We start from the raw sequence: 18,395 nt of genomic DNA on the forward strand, positions 1-18,395 counted from the left end.
GACTCCGCCCCGTATCGCGACGCCCGTGTCGACGGCATCGACGGCGTCGACGGCATCCAACGCGTCAAACCTGACGTCAGGAAACCGCAAAGTGGCCGTAGTAGGCGCGGCCCTTGCCGACTGCGGGCGCCTGGACGAGACCACCCCGTACGCGCTGCACGCCCAGGCCGCCCGCCGGGCCCTGGCCGACTCGGGCCTCGACCGGTCGGTGATCGACGGCTTCGCTTCGGCGGGCCTCGGCACGCTGGCGCCGGTCGAGGTGGCGGAGTATCTGGGCCTGCGTCCGACCTGGGTGGACTCGACGTCCGTCGGCGGATCGACGTGGGAGGTCATGGCGGCCCATGCGGCGGACGCGATCGCGGCGGGCCACGCCGAGGCCGTCCTCCTCGTCTACGGCTCCACCGCCCGCGCCGACATCAGGGCGGGCCGCCGTACCGGCAACCTGTCCTTCGGCGCCCGGGGACCGCTCCAGTTCGAGGTCCCGTACGGCCACAGCCTCATCGCCAAGTACGCGATGGCCGCGCGCCGCCACATGCACGAATACGGCACCACGCTGGAGCAGTTGGCGTCGGTGGCCGTGCAGGCACGGGAGAACGCGGCGCTCAACCCGGACGCGATGTTCCGCGACCCCGTCACGGTCGACGACGTCCTGTCGGGCCCGATGATCGCCGACCCCTTCACCAAGCTGCACTGCTGCATACGGTCGGACGGCGGGGCGGCGGTCCTGCTGGCGGCCGAGGAGTACGTACAGGACTGCCGTACGCCTCCCGTCTGGGTCCTCGGCACCGGCGAGCACGTCTCGCACACCACCATGTCCGAGTGGCCGGACTTCACGGTGTCCCCGGCGGCGGTCAGTGGCCGGATCGCCTTCGAGCGGGCGGGAGTCCGGCCGCGGGACGTGGATCTGGCGGAGATCTACGACGCCTTCACCTACATGACGCTCGTGACCCTGGAGGACCTCGGCTTCTGCGGGAAGGGCGAGGGTGGTGCGTTCGTGGAGAAGGGGCGGTTGAGGGTGTCGGGCGGGGAGTTGCCGGTCAACACGGACGGGGGTGGGCTGTCGGCCCAGCATCCGGGGATGCGGGGGCTGTTCCTGCTGGTCGAGGCGGTACGGCAGCTGCGCGGCGAGGCCGGAGCCCGGCAGGTCCACCGGCCCGACGGCCACCTGCCAGAACTGGCGGTGGCGTCGGGGACGGGGGGATGGTTCTGCTCTTCGGCGACGGTGGTGCTTGGGCGTTAGCACCCCAGACAGGCCCTAGGGCCACAACAGCTCCTTGCGCCACGTGCCGTTCGTGCGGCGGTAGGCGAGCCGTACGTGCCGTCGGCGCGCGTCGCCCTGGAAGAACTCCACCTCGTCCGGCTCCAGGACGTACACCGTCCACGTCGGCGCGGAGGCGTCCGGTTCGCGCCGGGCGCGGTCCCACGCCTCGTCCGAGGTGCGCTCCAACTCCTCGTAGGAGTCCAGCACTTCGCTCTGGCGTCCTACCAGGGCGGAGGCGAGTGCGCCGGTCGAGCGGGCACCCAGGTCGGCGCGCGCGACCTCGGGCGGGGCGACGGTCACCGGGCCGCGCACCCGGACCTGCCGGCCCTGGGCGGGCCAGTAGAAGCCGAGCGCCGCGTACGGGCGGGACGCCAGGTGCCGTCCCTTGCGGCTGCCCGTGTGCGAGGCGAAGTGCCAGCCCTCCTCGTCGGCGCCGTGCAGCATCACGGTCCGTACGTCGGGCCGGCCCTCGGCGTCCGCCGTGGCCAGCGACATCGTGTGCGGCTCGGTCTGCCCGGCGGCCACGGCCTGCGCGAACCACTGCTCGAAGAGCGGCAGCGGATCCGCGGGCGCCGTGTCCGGGGCGAACCCCGGCAGCTCGGTGTCCCAGACCCGCTGGGACCTCAGCAGCTGTACGAACTCGGAGGACCGGGAGGACCCGGAGGGCTCGGAGGGCAGGTTGGGCCCGGAGGGCGGGGTGGGGGCGTCGGCGTCGGTGCTCATGCCCCGATTGTCACGCGGTGGCCGGCCTCGGACTGAACCGAGTGGGCCGACAGCTACTGCCCGGGGGCGCAGTGCAGGCCGATGGTAGTGCTGGCCCCACCATGGATCCGGGTGCGGACTGTCTCGTGAGGGCGGACGGGTGACGACATTGTTGAACCCAGTTGCTCGCAGGGGTTCAGAGCCCCTCCCCCGGAAGGAAAACCCCATGAAGTCGCAGCTCGCGGCGGAGCCGAAGACGGAGACGGTGGACGGGGCAGCTCCCGGGCCGTTCGCCTCCTTCCTCCGGTTCGTGGTGTGCGGCGGCGGGGTCGGGGTCCTCTCCAGCGGCGCGGTGGCGTTGCTGGCCGGGGCGATGCCCTGGGTCGTGGCGAACGCGGTGATCACCGTCGCGTCGACCGTTCTCTGCACGGAGCTGCACGCGCTCTTCACCTTCGGGACCGGGGGGCGGGCCGGGTGGCGACGGCACTGGCAGTCCGCCGGGTCCGCGACGGTGGCCTACGCGATGACTTCTCTCGCCGTGTTCGTCCTGCACCTGGTGCAGTCGTCGCCCGGGGCGCTCACCGAGCAGATCGTCTACCTCAGCGCAGCCGGACTCGCGGGGGTCGGACGGTTCCTGGTACTGCGGCTGTTCGTGTTCGCGGGCGGTCCGGGTCGGGCGGTCCACGAGCCCGCCTCCCGGCCGCGTGCTTCGCGGGGCGTCCCGGTGACTGTCACGCCGGTGTCGATCGCTCCCGCGTCGCTCTCCCCGCTGGCACTCGCAGCGGGGACGTGACCGCGCAGGGATCGGCTGCGGGTTCGTTGTGGCTGGTCGCGCGGCTATCTGCAGCGTTGACGGGCCCGGTGCGGGGCCTGCAGGACCAGCACCACACAACCCGCAGACGGCAGACGCAGGGTCAGGGTTAGGGGCAGGGGCAGGGCCGCTCCCGCTCCCGCTACGACAGTGCCGGCCCGGGGTCCGTGGCCAGCCGGGCGTGCAGATGCGCATCCCGGAAGGCGTCCAGGCGCCCCGTCTCGAACATCGCCCCGCGCAGCGTCCCCTCGTACGGGAAGCCGCACCTATCGGCGACCCGGCACGATGCCTCGTGGCCGAGCGCGTGGGCCAGTTCCAGCCGGTGCAGGCCGAGTTCCTCGAAGGCCCACCGCGAGGCCAGGGCCAGCGCGCGCGTGGCCACCTGGCGGCCGCGTGCGTCGGGGAGTACCCAGTAGCCGACCCGGGCGACCCGTACGACGTGGTCGATCTCGTTGACCCCGATGTGCCCGAGCGGTACGCCGTTCGTCGCGTCGGTGACGCAGAAGGAGGCGCCCACCGCGTCCTGGGCCGCCTTGGCCCGCGCCCGCAGCGATTCCTGTGCGTCGGACACGTTGTCCACCGGCCTGAGCGGCGTGTTCCACCGCTGGAACTCCGGGTCGGCGCAGCCCCGCAGCCACGCCTGGACGTCCTCCAGCGCGTCAGGGTCCCAGGGGCGGAGCCACAGTCCGTAGCCGTGGATCTCGGGCAGGGGGAGGGAGGCGGAGGACTTGTACGGGTCGGTCATTGCGCCATTGAACAACGGAGGCGCGGCGGGGCGAGGGTTCGTCCGGCGAGGGGGCGCCCGGGAGGAGAGGGGAATCCGGGACGCAGCGATGGACCCTCCGGGGAGAGGCGTGCGACCTGTCCTACGGCGAAGCGGGCCTGAACACCGGAACCACCACGACCGCACTCTTCGAGGTGGCCACGTCCTCCGCGGCTTCCGCGCCCGCCCCACTCGGCGTCTCCTGCGCGTGCTGCGCGTTCTGCGCACGGAAGGCCGCCTCCAGCGCCATGCCCGCCCTCAGCTCCCCCGCCTCGCACTCCACCACCTCGGTCATCATCCGCGGCCCCTCTTCGAGGTCGACGACGGCGGCGACGTACGGCGTGCGGGCCCCGAAGGGCGGCAGGTCGTTGCGGTGGACGACGGACCAGGTGTAGAGCGTGGCGCGGCCGCTCGCCCGCTCCCAGGTCACGGCCTCGCTCCAGCAGTGCGGGCAGAACTCGCGGGGGTAGTGGTGGGCGCGCCCGCACGTCCCGCACCGGCGCAGCAGCAGGTGCCCGGTGGCGGCCGCGTCCCAGTACGGCCGGGTGAAGGCGTCTATCTCCGGCACGTCGAAGCGGGCCGGCATCAGAAGAGTCCCAGCGCGCTGTCCAGCGACCACGTCTGCCAGGACATGCCGAAGAGGGCGACCAGGGAGATCAGCGCCATCATCGCGTTCTGCCCCTGCTCGGCCCAGTCGTGGATCATCAGCACGAGGTACAGGAGATTGAGCAGCAGCCCGCCGATCAGGGCGATCGGGGTCAGGAAGCCCACGACGAGGCCGAGTCCCAGGGCGAGTTCCGCGTACACGACGACGTAGGCCATGGTCCGCGGCCGTGGCGCGACCACCACCTCGAAGCCGCTGCGGACCGTGTTCCACCGGTGCTTCGCCGCGACGTCCGTAGCCCACGCGATCCCGGTCCCCCGCTCGAACCAGCCCTTCTTGTCCTTGTGGCGCCAGCTCTCCAGCCACCACAGCCCCAGGCCGACGCGGAGCACGGCGACCCATTCCGCACCGGTGAGCCAGATCGTGTCCATGGCTCCACGCCCCTCCTGCTGCACTCGACCTGACGGTACGTCAGTTCAGCGGATGCGGGCGCTCCGCGCAAGACACGCGCAAGCACGATCTGTCTCCTTCGAGCCGACCCATCCTGGGAGACACGCTTCAGAGCAGGATCCCGGCCGGAGTTGCCCGTCCATACAGTTCGTCGAGGCCAACCAGAAGCACGTCGCCTCTCGTGGCCTCGGCGCGCAGCGCGTCGGTGAAGCCCGCGGCACTGAAGCACGCCAGCCCGCAGGACGCGGTGTCCATTCCCCGGCCGGCAAGCAGTTCCCTGGCCCGGTCCAGCCGATCCAGATGGGCGACCCCCATGACGGTCCCCCACTTCGCCTCTCCAAGGAGGGCGACCGAGGGCCTGCTTCCCCCCGAACCCGGTTCGACGACGGCCACGTCGATCTGAATCTGCTGACGCGCCTTCGAATCCGTCACCACTCCACCGCCCACCTCCCCCAGAGACGAACTGAGCAGGGAACGGCCCGGCCCGAGCACGTACTCACGGCACATCGCCTCGAAATGCGGCCCGGCCACCTGTGCCGCGAAACGCTCCGCCGCCCGACCCCACACCTCCGCGGCCTGGCCGCTTTCCAGCCGGGCCCAGGAAGGTCGCATGACGGCTTCATAGAAGTTGATCAGCGGTTCGACGATGCGGTACTGCGACTTCCCGGCACGGAAGACGTCCGCTTCCCGCGCCAACAGGTGACTGTCCTCCAGGACGTTGAGCGGATGCGAGATGTCGACCGACTTCCGCCCGATGTAACCAGCGATGCCACCCCGCGTCGTGTTGCCCTCTGCCACAGCCGCCAGAACCGAGTGGTAAAGAGCGGTGTCACGAATCTCCGCCTCCTCTGCCAGCAGATACCGCGCCTCGCGGAACAGAGGACTGAGCGGCGAGAGGACCGTACGACAGATCCAGTCGTCGAAGTCGGCGGCAGTCGCGGGCACGTCGTCCGACAGGAACTGGCGACGGTACGCGGGCGTACCTCCGACGACCGCATGCAGTCGGGCGGCGAGAGCGGGATCGCCCGCGACGCCCCAGAAATCCGCCGCCGCCCGGTAGCCGAACGGGCGCACGATGAGTTCAAGCTGAGCCCGGCCTCTCAGAGGGGCGGTGCTGGCCAGCAGTCCACCCATGACCGACATCGCCGAGCCGCACAGGAGCAGCCTCATGCGGCTTTCCTGCCCTTGGAAGCGGTCGATCTCGCGCTGGATGAGCGAGGGCAGCTCGGGAGCGACCTTGGCCAGGTACGGGAACTCGTCGATGACCACGAGGAACGGGGCACCAGGAGGCGCTCCTCCTGAAGCGCCTCCGCCTCTCGTTCCCGGGTCGGCCAGCCCGAAGAGATAGGAGATCGCGTCGTCCCACGTACCGAAGGAAAAGGCAACCGGTGAACCCGCGTGTTCGGCCAGGGCAGCACTGAACTGGCGAAGAGACTCAGCCTCCGTGCCCGCCGTGGCGCCGAAATAGAAGCCGCCATGCCGCTCGACGAGCGCCCGCAGGAGATAGGTCTTGCCCATACGCCGCCTGCCACTGACGATCCCGAGCATGGCGTGCGGCAGCGGCCGCCCCACGAAAGCGGTGAGCCCGTTCCATTCGATACCGCGGTCGAAGACACGCGACGGTTTGACCGGCGCTACCTGATCTCCCACGGAGACTCCTTAGGGGTACAGTCCTTAGAAGCGTACCCCTAACCGTTCGCCCCAGCCTGCTAGGCCAGGAACACCCCGATCGCCTGACGCCCTCCCGCCCCGAAGCAGGGCAGGCCGCGCAGAGCCGCTTAGAGCAGGGGCGCAAGGGCGCAATACGAATCATTCGGCCACCATGCGCGTCACCGCCTGCGTACACGTCCGAGGGGCCTACGCCACCGTCCCCACCCATACCTCCCCAGTCGTGATCGATTCGCAACCGATTCCGGGCTTGGCCGAGACCCATCAAGTGACCGCTTGAATACGCTCAGCACATGGCCGACTCTTCCGATCCGACATCTCAGGCAGCCTCGCCACCCCAGGCGGCCTCGCCATCCCAGGCGGCCCCGCCTGCGGCACCCGCACCGCAGCAGGACCGACCCGTGTACGTCATCGGGGGCGGGCCGGGTGGCCTCGCGGCGGCGTACGCGCTGCGCGCCCAGGGCGTACGGGCTGTCGTGCTGGAGAAGTCCGACCGCGTCGGGGCGTCCTGGCGGCGGCACTACGACCGGCTGCGGCTGCACACCACCCGGCGGCTCTCCGGGTTGCCCGGCCTTGCGATGCCGCGCTCGTTCGGGCGGTGGGTGAAGCGTGACGACGTGGTGCGCTACCTGGACAAGTACGCCGAGCACCACGGGCTGGAGGTCGTCACGGGTGTCGAGGTCTCCCGCGTGGAGCCCTCCGCCGACGGCACCGGCTGGCTGCTGCACGCCACCGGCGGGCGCGAGCTGACCGGCAGCGCGGTGGTCGTCGCCACCGGCTACAACCACACGCCGTACGTGCCCGAGTGGCCGGGCCGCGACACGTACACGGGCGGGTTCCTGCACGCCGGCGAGTACCGCAACCCCACCCCCTATGCAGGCCAGGACGTCCTCGTGGTGGGCGTGGGCAACACCGGCGCCGAGATCGCCGTCGACCTCGTCGAGGGCGGCGCCTCGCGCGTACGCCTCGCCATGCGGACCGCGCCGCATATCGTGCGCCGGTCGACGGCCGGGTGGGCGGCCCAGTACACCGGGGTGCTCTGCAGGCGGCTGCCGGTCGCACTGGTGGACCGGATGGCCGGCCCGATGGCCAAGCTGAGCGTCCCGGACCTCTCCGAGAAGGGGCTGCCGCGCCCCGACAGTGGCCTGTACTCCCGGGTGACCGAGGGCGCCATCCCGGTGCAGGACGTCGGCCTGATCGACGCCGTTCGCCAGGGGCGCGTCGAGATCGTGGCCGCCGTGGCGGCTTTCGAGGACGGCAAGGTCGTCCTGGCTGACGGCACCCGCGTCGAGCCGGACGCCGTCATCGCCGCCACAGGCTATGCTCGCGCCTTGGAGGGCCTGGTCGGCCATCTCGACGTCCTGGACACACGCGGCAGGCCGATCGTGCACGGCGCCCGCACCCCAGACAACGCCCCGGGCCTCTATTTCACTGGCTACGCCAACCCCATTAGCGGCATGCTCCGGGAACTGGCGATCGACGCGGTGAAGGTCGCGAAAGTCATCGCCAGGGACGGCGGACGACAGGTAACCCGGCTCCCTGCTTGACGACGGTCTCCGGACCCCCGTCTGACGTAGAGCCCTCACTGGGCCGTAACCGAAACCTCGCCGTATGGTCGTTGACCTGGAACGAGGCGGACGAACCCGACGATGGCGCGGGGCAGCGACTGTTGAAGATCCTGTTCGGCCCACGCACTGACAGTGACACCCCATAATATCTGCGTCACATGGGTGACCCCGGCGGTACGCCACATACCCCGGGGCCTGGCCAGTCACGGAGGAACTGACATGCCCAAGCTTATGCGCCGTCCCAACCCCGCCACGACGGGGACGGAGATCATCGCGCTGGCCTACAAACGGGCCTCCACAGAGGAGCAGCTCAAGGGCTACGGGCTCGGCGTCCAGGACGATGAACTGCGCGCCTGGGAGGCCGAAGACGCCAGGCGTACCATCCTGGAGACCTTCTCCGACGAGGGTGTCAGCGGCGCCCTGGATCGCCGCCCAGACATGCTCCGCCTTGAGGAGCGGGCCTGGGAGGGCAAGGCGAACCGCATCGTGGTCCCGAAGGTGGACCGCGTAGGCCGTACGGCCCGCGCTGCCTTCAACTGGGCCTGGCGCATGCAGGACATCGGCGTCCACTTCATCTCCATTCAGGAGCGCATCGACACCAGCACCGAGCTGGGTTGGACTATGTTCCAACAGCACATGTTCTTCTCCGAGATGGATTGGAACAGCATCCGCCAGCGGACGCTGGATGGCCGGAACAAGAAGATCGAGTACGGCGGATGGCCCGCCGGCCCGGCGCCGTACGGCTACCGGATCGAAGGCAAGGGCCAGAAGGGTTCCTTCCTCGCCGTCTGCGAGGGCGAAGCCCGCGTCATCCTCAAGGCCGTGGCCCTACTGGTCGACGACAGGACGAGTTTCGAGGAGGCTGCAGACGAGCTGAACCGGCTGGAGATGTACACCCGCAGCGGCAAGCCGTGGACGACCACTAACCTCTACCAGCGCATGCACTCGGAGACCCTCGACGGCTACACCACATACCGCAAGGTCAACCGCGGCGACCGCAAGAAGGCCACCAGGCTCTACGAAGACGGCACGCCGGTCTACGGCGAGCCCGTCCGCATCGCCGTACCACAGATCCTCACCCCCGGCCGGACCGACGAGCTGAAGGCTGCGCTCAAGAAGCGATCCACCAACAAGCCCCGGAAGCCTGCCCGGATCTACTCCCTCAGCGGCCACATCGCCAGCGACTGCGGACAGGTCTACGTCGGAGGAGGACGGACGGGGCAGCGTGCCTACCGCTGTCAGGGCAACAGCTCCGACAAGTCGGGCTGCGGTTGCACGAACCTCGATGCGACCGAGATCGAGAACGCTGTCTGGTCCAGGGTGACCGTGCTCCTCGCGGACGATGCCGGGCTGAGGGCTCTCGCAGACCGCGAGGTCGTCTCCCTTCCTGGCGACCGGGACAAGTACCTGGAGCGCCAGGAGCGCCTGGCCACAAGCATCGAGAAGCAAGAGAAGCTGATCGAGGACGCCGTACCTGAGTACCTCAAGGCGGGCATGGAGCCGGCCGTGGCCGCGGCCGCGGTCAAGAAGCTGCAGGAGGAAGTCGAGGGCTGGAGGAAGCAGCTCGAAGAGGTGCAGCACTGGCTGACCGAGTATGAGCAGACACGTGCCAGGGCGAACGCCGTCGTCTCGTTCGTCCGCTCCTCCCCGGAGCGTCTGGATGCGGCCGAGACGGCCGAGATCTTCGACATGTTCCGCATCGTCGTTCTCCCCGGGAAGGGCCGCTTCGTCAAACGGTCCGGAGCTCCCTGCAAGGTCACTACCTGGCACCACGAAACCGGCACGCTCGTGCCCCCGGACGTCAGCGAGACACGGTGGGAGGCAGCACGGGAAGTCCTCGCCCAGTACCACGGACCCCGGCACTTCTCGATGACCAGCCTGGACCTGCGGCAGGCCCTGAACGGGATGTTGCACCGCCTCCGCCATGGGGCAGAGTGGTCCGAGATCGAATCGTGGGGTCACGCAGAGGCGATCCGCCAGCGGCAGGGAGTCTGGTTCCGCAGCGGCGCATGGCAGGCCCTCATGGAGCATCTGACCACCGACGAACGGGCGACGGTGGCGTACCGCCACCCGACGATTCCGCTCCTGCATGTGGTGGGTGAGATCCGTTCGGGTGTCCTGGCCCTGATGGGAGCCACGGAGGACGACCTCACGGAGCTCACGGAAGGCGAATCAGGCAACCCCATCAGCGGCATGTACCGCGAGCTGACGATCGACGCCCTGAAGATCGCAAAGGCGATCGCCGGGGACGGCGACCGGAAGGTGTCCCGGCTGCCGATGATGTAGCCATGATGGGCTGCCGATGACGTGGCCCCAGCCGTCCCGCAGTGTAGGTTCTCAGTCTGCGGCTCCACTTGGACGTCTCTGAGCTGCGAGGCTTGCAGTTGTCCCAAAGTTTGGCCCGCCTGTTTGTCTCACACCGCCACCCACTCGAACTGGGCACACTCATAAGCCGTACGGCCCATCCCCGGGGCACCGCGAGGAAGGTTCCGATCGCGGCCGGGAGGCCACCCGCCGCCGCCACGGCGAAGGCCGCCACCGCTGCGACTGCGATGATCACGGCCCAGCGGAGCGAAAGCCGCTCCGGCTGGCGCTCGGGCTCGTGCGAATTGCCACTGCCTCGTACGCTCGTCAAGGGCGTATCTCCTTCTTATTGTCCACTGAGGTCGAAGCGCCGGATGAGTGGCCCCCGGCTGGCCCCCAGGGGCCATCCGCATGCCTGCGGTCAACTTGATCGCTACGCCTTCCGAGTTGAGCCGCAAAGATGACAGGAACTACGTCACCGTGCGCGACAAGAAGGTGTGAGGCTCCCCCAAGGGAATCGGTCAATGACTCGATCAACAGGTGCAACACCTGGATCCTCGGCGGGAGTCGAGGGTTGCACCCCGCCCAGCGAGTTCCCGTGCGCACCACGACGGGTACGAACCCTGTTTCCGCCACAACTTCTTTGCTTGCAGACCAGTTCCTGACGCGGCGTCAGTTCAGTAATCTGACACTGTGTCAGTTGTTGGCAGCCACACAGGAGCGGGCGGACCGATGCTTGGATCAACCCACGGCACCCTCACCACCGACTCCCGCCGGGCCAGGACCATCGCCTGCGGCGAGCAACCGGCCCCTGCCGTGCACGGCAGGCCGGCCGCCACCGACGACCTCGACGTCAGCGGCAGGCCACTGTACGCGGGCGTACCCGACCTGGACCGCTTCTTCCGCCCCGAGTCGGTGGCCGTCGTCGGCGCCTCGGACGCCGAAGGGCGCCCGAACACCGGCATCACCCGCCAACTGCTCGCCTGGGCCGAACGGGTCGGCGCCCGGCTGCACCCGGTGCATCCCACCCGCGAGTCCGTGTTCGGCATACCCTGCGTGCCCTCGGTCGCGGACCTGCCGGAACAGGCCGATCTGGCCGTACTGCTGGTATCCGACCCGCTCCCCGTGATCGAGCAACTCGCCGAGACCAAGGTGAGGTTCGCGGTCGCCTTCGCCTCGGGGTTCGCCGAGACCGGAGCGGAGGGCGCCGCGGCGCAGGCCCGGCTCGCCGACGCCGTACAGCGCGCCGGGGTGCGGCTGCTCGGCCCGAACACCAACCTCAACGCCTTCGAGAAGTTCCGCGACGACCTGGACGGGCCGGCGATCGCGCTGATCACCCAGTCAGGACACCAGGGCCGCCCGGTCTTCACCCTCCAGGAACTGGGCATCCGCCTCTCCCACTGGGCACCCACCGGCAACGAGGCCGACTTGGAGAGCGCCGACTTCATCTCCTACTTCGCCGAGCAGCCCGAGGTGGGCGCCATCGCCTGCTACCTCGAAGGGCTGAAGGACGGCCGCTCCTTCCTCCTCGCCGCCGACCGGGCCGCCCGGCGCGGTGTCCCCGTCGTCGCCGTCAAGGTCGGCCGCACCGAGACCGGCGCCCGTACGGCCGCCTCGCACACCGGCAAGCTGACCGGAGCCGACGCGGTCGTGGACGCCGCGATGCGCCAGTACGGGGTCGTCCGCGTCGACGGCCTCGACGAACTGCAGGACACCGCGGCCCTGTTGGCGCGGGCCCGCCCGCCGTCCGCCGACGGGGTGGCCGTCTACTCGATCTCCGGTGGTACCGGCGCGCACTTCTCGGACCTGGCGACCGAGGCGGGTCTGCGCCTGCCCGCCCTCTCCTCCGCCAAGCAGGCCGAACTGCACCAGTGGATACCCGAGTACCTGGACGTCACCAACCCGATCGACAACGGCGGCCATCCCGTCGGTGACTGGCGCGGCCGGAAGATCATCGACGCGATTCTCGCCGATCCTGCCGTCGGGGTGCTGGTCTGTCCGATCACGGGCCCCTTCCCGCCCATGAGCGACAAGCTCGCGCGGGACCTGGTGGACGCGGCGGAGCAGACGGACAAACTGGTGTGCGTGGTGTGGGGATCGCCGGTCGGCACCGAGCCCGCGTACCGCGAAACCCTTCTCGGCTCGTCCCGCGTCGCGACGTTCCGCACCTTCGCGAACTGCATCACGGCGGTACGCGCCCATCTGGACCACGCCCGGTTCACCGCCTCCTACCGCTCCCCCTTCGACGAGGCGCCCCGCAGCCTGTCGCCCTCCTGCCGCAAGGGCCAGGCGCTGATGCGTCCCGGCAACAGGCTCAGCGAGCACGCGGCGAAGCAGTTGCTGCGCGCGTACGGGATCCGGGTGCCGCGGGAACAGCTGGTGACCAGTGCGGCGGCGGCCGTACGGGCAGCCGGGCTCGTCGGGTACCCCGTCGTCATGAAGGCGTCCGGCGCACGGCTCGCCCACAAGACCGAACTCGGTCTCGTGAAGATCGGCCTGACCTCGGCCAGCCAGGTCAGGGACGCGTACCGGGACCTGACCGACATCGCCCGTTACGAGGACGTGCCGCTCGACGGGGTTCTGGTGTGCCAGATGGTGGAGCCCGGCGTCGAGATGGTCGTCGGTGTGACGCACGACGACCTCTTCGGCCCCACGGTGACGGTCGGGCTCGGCGGTGTGCTCGTCGAGGTCCTGCAGGACACGGCCGTGCGGGTGCCGCCGTTCGGCGAGGAGCAGGCTCGGTCGATGCTCGACGAGTTGCGGGGGCGGGCGCTGCTGGACGGCGTCCGCGGGCGGCCTCCGGCGGACCTTGACGCGCTGGTGGAGGTGATCCTTCGCGTCCAGCGGATGGCGCTCGAACTGGACGGTGAGCTGTCCGAGCTGGACATCAACCCGCTGATGGTGCTGCCGCGGGGCCAGGGGGCTGTTGCGCTGGACGCGTTGGCGGTGTGCCGTTGACCCCTCACGGGGTGCCGACGGGGGTGCTCGCCCCCGGGAGGCGCGTTCTCGGGTGGTGCGTTCTCGGGTGGTGCGTTCTCGGGTGCGGGTCCGCTGTGGCTGGTCGCGCCCACGCGGCGGAGCCGCACATCGATACAGCCCCGCGCCCCTGAAGGAAGGCCCGCTGCCCGCAAGCCTTCTTTCAGGGGCGCGGGGAACTGCGCAGGCCTTTAGGGGCGCGGGGAACGGCGCGACCAGCCCCCACCCGCCGCACCCGTGGCACCCGCCGCACGCGCGCATACGACTGCACGCCCCCGCACGTCCACGCCCCCTCCCAGACGAAACGGACCCCGTGACAACTCCCGCGACGACTCCCGTGATAGCCCACGCCCTCGAAAACCACGTCTCCTGGATCACCCTCAACCGGCCCGAGGCCATGAACGCCCTCACCCCCGTCCAACGCGAGGAAATAATCCGCCTGTTGGAGGCGGCGTCAGCTGACTCCGACACCCGCGCGGTCGTCCTCACAGCGACAGGCCGTGGGTTCTGCGCCGGCGCAGACCTTCGCGGCGGCCCACCCTCCGAAGACCGGGTCCCCGGCGACGTGGCCCGAGTCATCCGAAACGGCGCCCAGCGCCTCATCACCGCGGTCCTCGACTGCGAGAAACCGGTGATCGCCGCCGTGAACGGCACCGCGGCCGGCCTGGGCGCCCACCTCGCCTACGCCTGTGACCTGGTCCTCGCCGCCGAATCGGCCAGATTCATCGAGGTGTTCGTCCGCCGCGGCCTGGTCCCCGACGGCGGCGGCGCCTACCTCCTCCCCCGCCTGATCGGCCCGCAGCGAGCAAAGGAGCTGATGTTCTTCGGCGACGCCCTGACCGCCGCGGACGCGCACCGCCTCGGCCTGGTCAACCGGGTCGTACCGGACGGCGAGTTGGAGAAGACGGCCCGCGCCTGGGCCGAACGCCTCGCCGCCGGTCCCACCCGCTCCCTCGCCCTCACCAAGCAACTGGTGAACGCCTCCCTGGACTCCGACCGCGCCACCACTTTCACCGCCGAGGCCACCGCCCAGGAGATCAACATGACGACGGCGGACGCCACCGAAGGCGTAACGGCGTTCGTGGAGCGACGCGGACCGGAGTTCAAGGGCCGCTGAGCCGGCATCCGGCCCGCACACCCACTCACCCGCTCGCCGACCCCCTTCCCATCTGACAGCCCGTCAGCTTCAATGGACCGTGTGATGGGACACGCAGGAATGGCCGCGGCAGCCGTCCGCTACCTGAGGTCGGCCGGAGACCCGAAGGCGGTGGGGCCGGTCGAACCACTCCCGCGCCCCGACCTGCGCGCGGTCGGCGACGACGAACGTGCACCGATCGACCCCGCTGAATTCCGCCGCGTACTGGGGAACTTCGCGTCAGGCGTCACCGTGATCACCGCTCCGGCCACTCCCACCGACGCCGGACCGGACGACCCAGCCGACCCTGCCGACCTTGCCGGTCCGGCCGGCTTCGCCTGTCAGTCGTTCGCCTCGCTCTCCCTCGACCCGCCCCTGATCGCGTTCATGGTCGCGCGTACGTCCACGACCTGGCCGCGCATCGCCCGCGCGGGTGTCTTCTGCGTGAACGTCCTCGGCGCGCACCAGGGCGACCTGTGCCGCGGCTTCGCGGTGAGCGGCTCGGACAAGTTCGCCGGAGTCGCCCACGACCCGGCCCCGGTCTCCGGCTCGCCACGCCTGGCCGGCGCCACGGCATGGATGGACTGCGCGATCCACGCCGTTCACACGGGTGGCGACCACCTGATCGTGGTGGGCCGGGTGGACGCCCTCGGCACGTCCGACGGCGACACCGACCCCCTGCTGTTCCACCGCGCCCGCTTCGGCCGCTTCACCGGCTGACACCGGCCACGCCCCCGGCGGAAGGGACCTGCCCCGGCACCGCCGGCTCTCCCAGTACCGTCGGCCCCGCCGACCCTCCCGGCCCTCCCGGCCCCCGCCTGCGGCGGATCACCAGCGCCATCAGCGCGGCCACCGCGCACAGCGCCCCGGAGGCGTACCACATCACGTTGTACGAGCCGAAGGTGTCGCGGACGACCCCGCCGAGGAAGGCGACGAGGGCGGCGCCGACCTGGTGCGAGGCGAGGACCCAGCCGAAGACGATGGCGCTGTCGTCGCCGAACTGTTCGCGGCACAGGGCGATGGTGGGCGGGACGGTGGCGACCCAGTCGAGGCCGTAGAAGACGATGAAGAAGATCATCGGAGGCTGGACCGAGGGGGTGAGGAGCAGCGGGAGGAAGAGGAGGGAGATGCCGCGCAGGGCGTAGTAGACCGCCAGCAGGCGGCGCGGGTCGAAGCGGTCCGTGAACCAGCCGGAGGCGATCGTGCCGACGACGTCGAAGATGCCGATCACGGCGAGGAGCGAGGCCGCCGCCGTGATGGGCATGCCGTGGTCGTGCGCGGCGGGCACGAAGTGGGTCTGGATCAGGCCGTTGGTCGAGGCACCGCAGATCGCGAACGTTCCCGCGAGCAGCCAGAAGGGCCCCGTGCGCGCGGCGGAGACCAGTACCCTCACGGCTCGGCGCGCCGCCCCGGGCACGGGCGGTGGCTTCTCCACGAACTCCGTCGCCCCGTACGGCTTGAGCCCGACGTCCGCCGGGTGGTCGCGCAGCAGCAGCCAGACGAACGGGACGACCGCGAGCGCCGCCAGGGCCACGGTCACGGCGGCCGGGCGCCAGTCGTGCTCCGAGACGATCCAGGACAGGACCGGCAGGAAGATCAGCTGGCCGGAGGCCGAGGCGGCGGTGAGGATGCCGGTGACCAGGCCGCGCCGTTCGGTGAACCAGCGGTTCGTGACGGTCGCGGCGAAGGCGAGGGCCATCGAGCCCGATCCCAGCCCGACGAGCAGCCCCCAGCACAGCATCAACTGCCACGCCGAGGTCATCCAGATCGTGGCGCCCGAGCCGACCGCGATCACGATCAGGGCGAGCGCGACGATACGCCGGATGCCGAACCGGTCCATCAGCGCGGCGGCGAACGGCGCCGTCAGCCCATACAGCGCGAGGTTGACGGAGACCGCGAGACCGATCGTGGCCCGCGACCAGTGGAACTCGGCGTGCAGCGGGTCGATCAGCAGCCCTGGCAGGGAACGGAAGGCGGCGGCGCCGATGATCGTCACGAAGGTCACGGCGGCCACGAACCACGCCCGGTGCACCCGCGTGCGCCGCCGTCCGGAGCCATGGTCCTGCGCGGATGCCGCTTCGGCCGCGGCGTCGGTTGTCTGTGTCACGTCATCGAGCTTCCGCCCTGCTCCCGCGCCGGACGAGTGGCCCGAAAGACAGCATTCGCTAGGATCGGGCCATGAGTACGCACAGGACGCACATGACGCACAGCTCGTTCCGCCGGCACCGCGTCGTCGTCCTCGCCCTGGACGGCCTTCTCCCCTTCGAACTGGGTATCCCGCAGCGCATCTTCGGACGCGCCCAGGACACGAAGGGCCGCAAACTGTACGAGATCGTCACCTGCTCCGTCCGGCCACCGGGCCCGGTCGAGACGGACGCCGACTTCTCCGTGCTCGTCGAGAACGGGCCGGAGGCGCTGGCCACCGCCGACACCGTCATCATCCCGGCCTCGTACGAACTCGGCCCGGTCCACGACGAGGGCGTACTCACCGACGAACTGGCCGCGGCCCTCGCCCTGATCCGGCCGGGCACCCGGCTCGTCTCCATCTGCACGGGCGGATACGTCCTCGCCGCCGCCGGATATCTCGACGGGCGCCCGGCGACCACGCACTGGGCGTCCGCCGAGCACTTCCAGCATCTCTTCCCGAAGGTGCGGGTCGACGCCGACGTGCTGTTCATCGACGACGGGGACATCCTGACCTCCGCGGGTGTCGCGGCGGGCATCGACCTGTGCATCCACATCGTGCGCCGCGACCACGGCACCGCCGTCGCCAACGAGGTGGCCCGCCGTACGGTCGTACCGCCGCACCGCGACGGCGGGCAGGCTCAGTACATCCAACGGCCGGTCCCCGAAGCCCAGTTGGCGACCACGATCGCCGCTCGCGCCTGGGCGCTGGGCCGGCTGCACGAGCCGATCCAGTTGCGTGACATGGCCGCGCAGGAGGCCATGTCCGTGCGCACGTTCACGCGCCGGTTCCGCGAGGAGGCCGGGATCAGTCCCGGGCAGTGGCTCACCCAGCAGCGGGTCGAGCGGGCGCGCCACCTGCTGGAATCCACGGACCTCTCGATCGACCAGGTGGCTGCGGACGCCGGCTTCGGCACGGCCCAGTCGATGCGGCAGCATCTCCAGTCGACGCTGGGAGTCACCCCGACGTCATACCGCCGCACATTCCGCTGAACGGCCCGTTCCCGCCCCACCCCCTTACCCGCGTCGCCCCGCCTTTGTCACCTCCTCCAGAACAGGTGGTGGGCGACGCCGCTCGCGCTGGGCACGACCTCAAGATGGAACCGGTCAAGCAGCTCGTCGGGAGACTCCCAGAGCCGAAGCCCAGAACCGAATTCCACCGGCGCGACCGCCACGTGCATGGCGTCGACGAGGTCGGCGTCAAGGAACTGCCGGACGGTGGTGACCCCGCCACCGAGCCGGACGTCCTTGCCCTGCGCCGCCTCCCGCGCCCGTTCGAGGACCGTGCCCGGCTCACCGTCGACAAAGTGGAACGTGGTGTCGGCGAGCGTGATCGAAGGACGTTCGTGGTGAGTCATGACGAACACCGGGGTGTGAAACGGCGGCTCGTCACCCCACCAGCCGCGCCATTCATGGTCGTTCCACGGCCCGCGCTGGGGGCCGAACTTGTTGCGGCCCATGATCTCGGCGCCGATGTTGCGCGCGAAGTCCCGCGTGAAGTAGTCGTCGAGGCCGCGGCTCCCTCCCGGGTCGGTGCGCATGGGCCAGCTCGCCGTGGCACCGGCCCAGGCGAACAGCTTCCCGGGATCGGCGTGGCCGAACGGGCTCTCCAGGCTCTGGTGCTCACCGGCACCGATTCCGTCGCTTGAGACGCTGAAGTTCATGACTCTCAGCAGCTGATCCATGTGTTTCCTCGTCAGTTCCTGTCGCGCTCTCGTGCGGCGAGGTGCCCCACACCAGGACGTCGAACGGCACGCGACAGAATCGACAGCGGCGCCCGCATTTCTTTCCAAGGCGTGCCCGGCACGCCCGTCACGACAGTTCACGTCTGTCGCTCGGCGGCATCCCGGCACCCACGGATGCGATGTCGAGCCTGCCCGCACACCGCGCCGTCGCACCGGGCAGGGACGAAACCGAACCCGGTCGACAGATCCTGGGCTGCGATGGGTCGATCACGGTTCGATAACGA

Annotated in this window: 15 protein-coding genes; 8 read left to right on the forward strand and 7 right to left on the reverse strand. The window is 70.2% G+C overall.

Translation table 11 applies throughout. The features are described from left to right. Window positions 1–70 precede the first annotated feature (70 nt). The gene (locus tag AB0D14_RS40180) at window positions 71–1,240 is read left to right on the forward strand and encodes an acetyl-CoA acetyltransferase (protein ID WP_362789039.1); all 1,170 of its coding nucleotides are present in this window, start codon (window positions 71–73) and stop codon (window positions 1,238–1,240) included. 15 nt (window positions 1,241–1,255) lie between these two features. Here AB0D14_RS40180 and AB0D14_RS40185 read toward each other — a convergent pair whose 3' ends face one another. Then, window positions 1,256–1,984 (reverse strand): pyridoxal 5'-phosphate synthase, encoded by a 729-nt coding sequence (locus tag AB0D14_RS40185; RefSeq protein ID WP_362789000.1) that lies wholly within the window; start codon window positions 1,982–1,984, stop codon window positions 1,256–1,258. A gap of 205 nt (window positions 1,985–2,189) precedes the next feature. On the opposite strand from AB0D14_RS40185, the gene AB0D14_RS40190 reads away from it, so the two are divergent. Beyond that, window positions 2,190–2,756: a hypothetical protein gene (locus AB0D14_RS40190; protein WP_362789003.1), complete on the forward strand. Its 567-nt coding sequence runs from the start codon at window positions 2,190–2,192 to the stop codon at window positions 2,754–2,756. A 160-nt stretch (window positions 2,757–2,916) separates the two neighbouring features. Here the strand turns inward: AB0D14_RS40190 and AB0D14_RS40195 are convergent, their stop codons facing one another. The 4 genes from AB0D14_RS40195 to AB0D14_RS40210 form a co-directional block, all read right to left on the reverse strand. After that, window positions 2,917–3,519, reverse strand: coding sequence for a GNAT family N-acetyltransferase (locus AB0D14_RS40195; protein WP_362789005.1), 603 nt, complete (start codon window positions 3,517–3,519; stop codon window positions 2,917–2,919). Window positions 3,520–3,640: 121 nt separating this feature from the next. Then, a complete protein-coding gene (locus AB0D14_RS40200) occupies window positions 3,641–4,123 on the reverse strand; it encodes a Zn-ribbon domain-containing OB-fold protein (protein WP_362789007.1) in 483 nt (160 codons plus the stop codon). Continuing rightward, window positions 4,123–4,572, reverse strand: coding sequence for a DoxX family protein (locus AB0D14_RS40205; RefSeq protein WP_362789010.1), 450 nt, complete (start codon window positions 4,570–4,572; stop codon window positions 4,123–4,125). Before AB0D14_RS40205 ends, AB0D14_RS40200 begins: the two co-directional genes overlap by 1 nt. Before the next feature lie 127 nt (window positions 4,573–4,699). Beyond that, window positions 4,700–6,109, reverse strand: coding sequence for an ATP-binding protein (locus AB0D14_RS40210; protein WP_362789042.1), 1,410 nt, complete (start codon window positions 6,107–6,109; stop codon window positions 4,700–4,702). Between the two features lie 443 nt (window positions 6,110–6,552). On the opposite strand from AB0D14_RS40210, the gene AB0D14_RS40215 reads away from it, so the two are divergent. The 5 genes from AB0D14_RS40215 to AB0D14_RS40235 all read left to right on the forward strand — a co-directional run bounded on the left by AB0D14_RS40215 (window position 6,553) and on the right by AB0D14_RS40235 (window position 14,962). Next, complete coding sequence (locus AB0D14_RS40215; RefSeq protein ID WP_362789012.1) at window positions 6,553–7,806, forward strand: NAD(P)/FAD-dependent oxidoreductase; 1,254 nt, start codon at window positions 6,553–6,555, stop codon at window positions 7,804–7,806. A gap of 240 nt (window positions 7,807–8,046) precedes the next feature. Continuing rightward, a complete protein-coding gene (locus tag AB0D14_RS40220; protein ID WP_362789014.1) occupies window positions 8,047–10,113 on the forward strand; it encodes a recombinase family protein in 2,067 nt (688 codons plus the stop codon). A 750-nt stretch (window positions 10,114–10,863) separates the two neighbouring features. Further along, on the forward strand, window positions 10,864–13,089 hold the full coding sequence (locus AB0D14_RS40225; RefSeq protein WP_362789017.1) for an acetate--CoA ligase family protein: 2,226 nt from the start codon (window positions 10,864–10,866) through the stop codon (window positions 13,087–13,089). Window positions 13,090–13,420: 331 nt separating this feature from the next. Further along, entirely contained in the window at window positions 13,421–14,224 is an 804-nt protein-coding gene (locus tag AB0D14_RS40230) for an enoyl-CoA hydratase-related protein (protein WP_362789019.1), read from the forward strand. An 84-nt stretch (window positions 14,225–14,308) separates the two neighbouring features. Further along, a complete protein-coding gene (locus AB0D14_RS40235) occupies window positions 14,309–14,962 on the forward strand; it encodes a flavin reductase family protein (RefSeq protein WP_362789022.1) in 654 nt (217 codons plus the stop codon). On the opposite strand, the gene AB0D14_RS40240 is transcribed toward AB0D14_RS40235, so the two are convergent. Beyond that, complete coding sequence (locus AB0D14_RS40240; RefSeq protein WP_362789025.1) at window positions 14,952–16,349, reverse strand: MFS transporter; 1,398 nt, start codon at window positions 16,347–16,349, stop codon at window positions 14,952–14,954. The genes AB0D14_RS40235 and AB0D14_RS40240 overlap by 11 nt on opposite strands. A 71-nt stretch (window positions 16,350–16,420) precedes the next feature. Between AB0D14_RS40240 and AB0D14_RS40245 the strand changes: the two genes are divergently transcribed. Next, window positions 16,421–17,419 (forward strand): helix-turn-helix domain-containing protein, encoded by a 999-nt coding sequence (locus tag AB0D14_RS40245; RefSeq protein ID WP_362789028.1) that lies wholly within the window; start codon window positions 16,421–16,423, stop codon window positions 17,417–17,419. 47 nt (window positions 17,420–17,466) lie between these two features. Here AB0D14_RS40245 and AB0D14_RS40250 read toward each other — a convergent pair whose 3' ends face one another. Next, the gene (locus AB0D14_RS40250; protein ID WP_362789031.1) at window positions 17,467–18,111 is read right to left on the reverse strand and encodes a dihydrofolate reductase family protein; all 645 of its coding nucleotides are present in this window, start codon (window positions 18,109–18,111) and stop codon (window positions 17,467–17,469) included. Window positions 18,112–18,395: the final 284 nt, after the last annotated feature.

The organism is Streptomyces sp. NPDC048484, from assembly GCF_040651415.1.
Taxonomy (GTDB): Bacteria; Actinomycetota; Actinomycetes; order Streptomycetales; family Streptomycetaceae; genus Streptomyces.

What these genes read in the sequence shown, in the direction of transcription:
- AB0D14_RS40185 (WP_362789000.1), bottom strand. Translation starts at nt 1,984, where the DNA reads ATGAGCACCGACGCCGACGCCCCCACCCCGCCCTCCGGGCCCAACCTG.
- AB0D14_RS40190 (WP_362789003.1), top strand. Translation starts at nt 2,190, where the DNA reads ATGAAGTCGCAGCTCGCGGCGGAGCCGAAGACGGAGACGGTGGACGGG.
- AB0D14_RS40195 (WP_362789005.1), bottom strand. Translation starts at nt 3,519, where the DNA reads ATGACCGACCCGTACAAGTCCTCCGCCTCCCTCCCCCTGCCCGAGATC.
- AB0D14_RS40200 (WP_362789007.1), bottom strand. Translation starts at nt 4,123, where the DNA reads ATGCCGGCCCGCTTCGACGTGCCGGAGATAGACGCCTTCACCCGGCCG.
- AB0D14_RS40205 (WP_362789010.1), bottom strand. Translation starts at nt 4,572, where the DNA reads ATGGACACGATCTGGCTCACCGGTGCGGAATGGGTCGCCGTGCTCCGC.
- AB0D14_RS40210 (WP_362789042.1), bottom strand. Translation starts at nt 6,109, where the DNA reads ATGGGCAAGACCTATCTCCTGCGGGCGCTCGTCGAGCGGCATGGCGGC.
- AB0D14_RS40215 (WP_362789012.1), top strand. Translation starts at nt 6,553, where the DNA reads ATGGCCGACTCTTCCGATCCGACATCTCAGGCAGCCTCGCCACCCCAG.
- AB0D14_RS40220 (WP_362789014.1), top strand. Translation starts at nt 8,047, where the DNA reads ATGCCCAAGCTTATGCGCCGTCCCAACCCCGCCACGACGGGGACGGAG.
- AB0D14_RS40225 (WP_362789017.1), top strand. Translation starts at nt 10,864, where the DNA reads ATGCTTGGATCAACCCACGGCACCCTCACCACCGACTCCCGCCGGGCC.
- AB0D14_RS40235 (WP_362789022.1), top strand. Translation starts at nt 14,309, where the DNA reads ATGGGACACGCAGGAATGGCCGCGGCAGCCGTCCGCTACCTGAGGTCG.
- AB0D14_RS40245 (WP_362789028.1), top strand. Translation starts at nt 16,421, where the DNA reads ATGAGTACGCACAGGACGCACATGACGCACAGCTCGTTCCGCCGGCAC.
- AB0D14_RS40250 (WP_362789031.1), bottom strand. Translation starts at nt 18,111, where the DNA reads ATGGATCAGCTGCTGAGAGTCATGAACTTCAGCGTCTCAAGCGACGGA.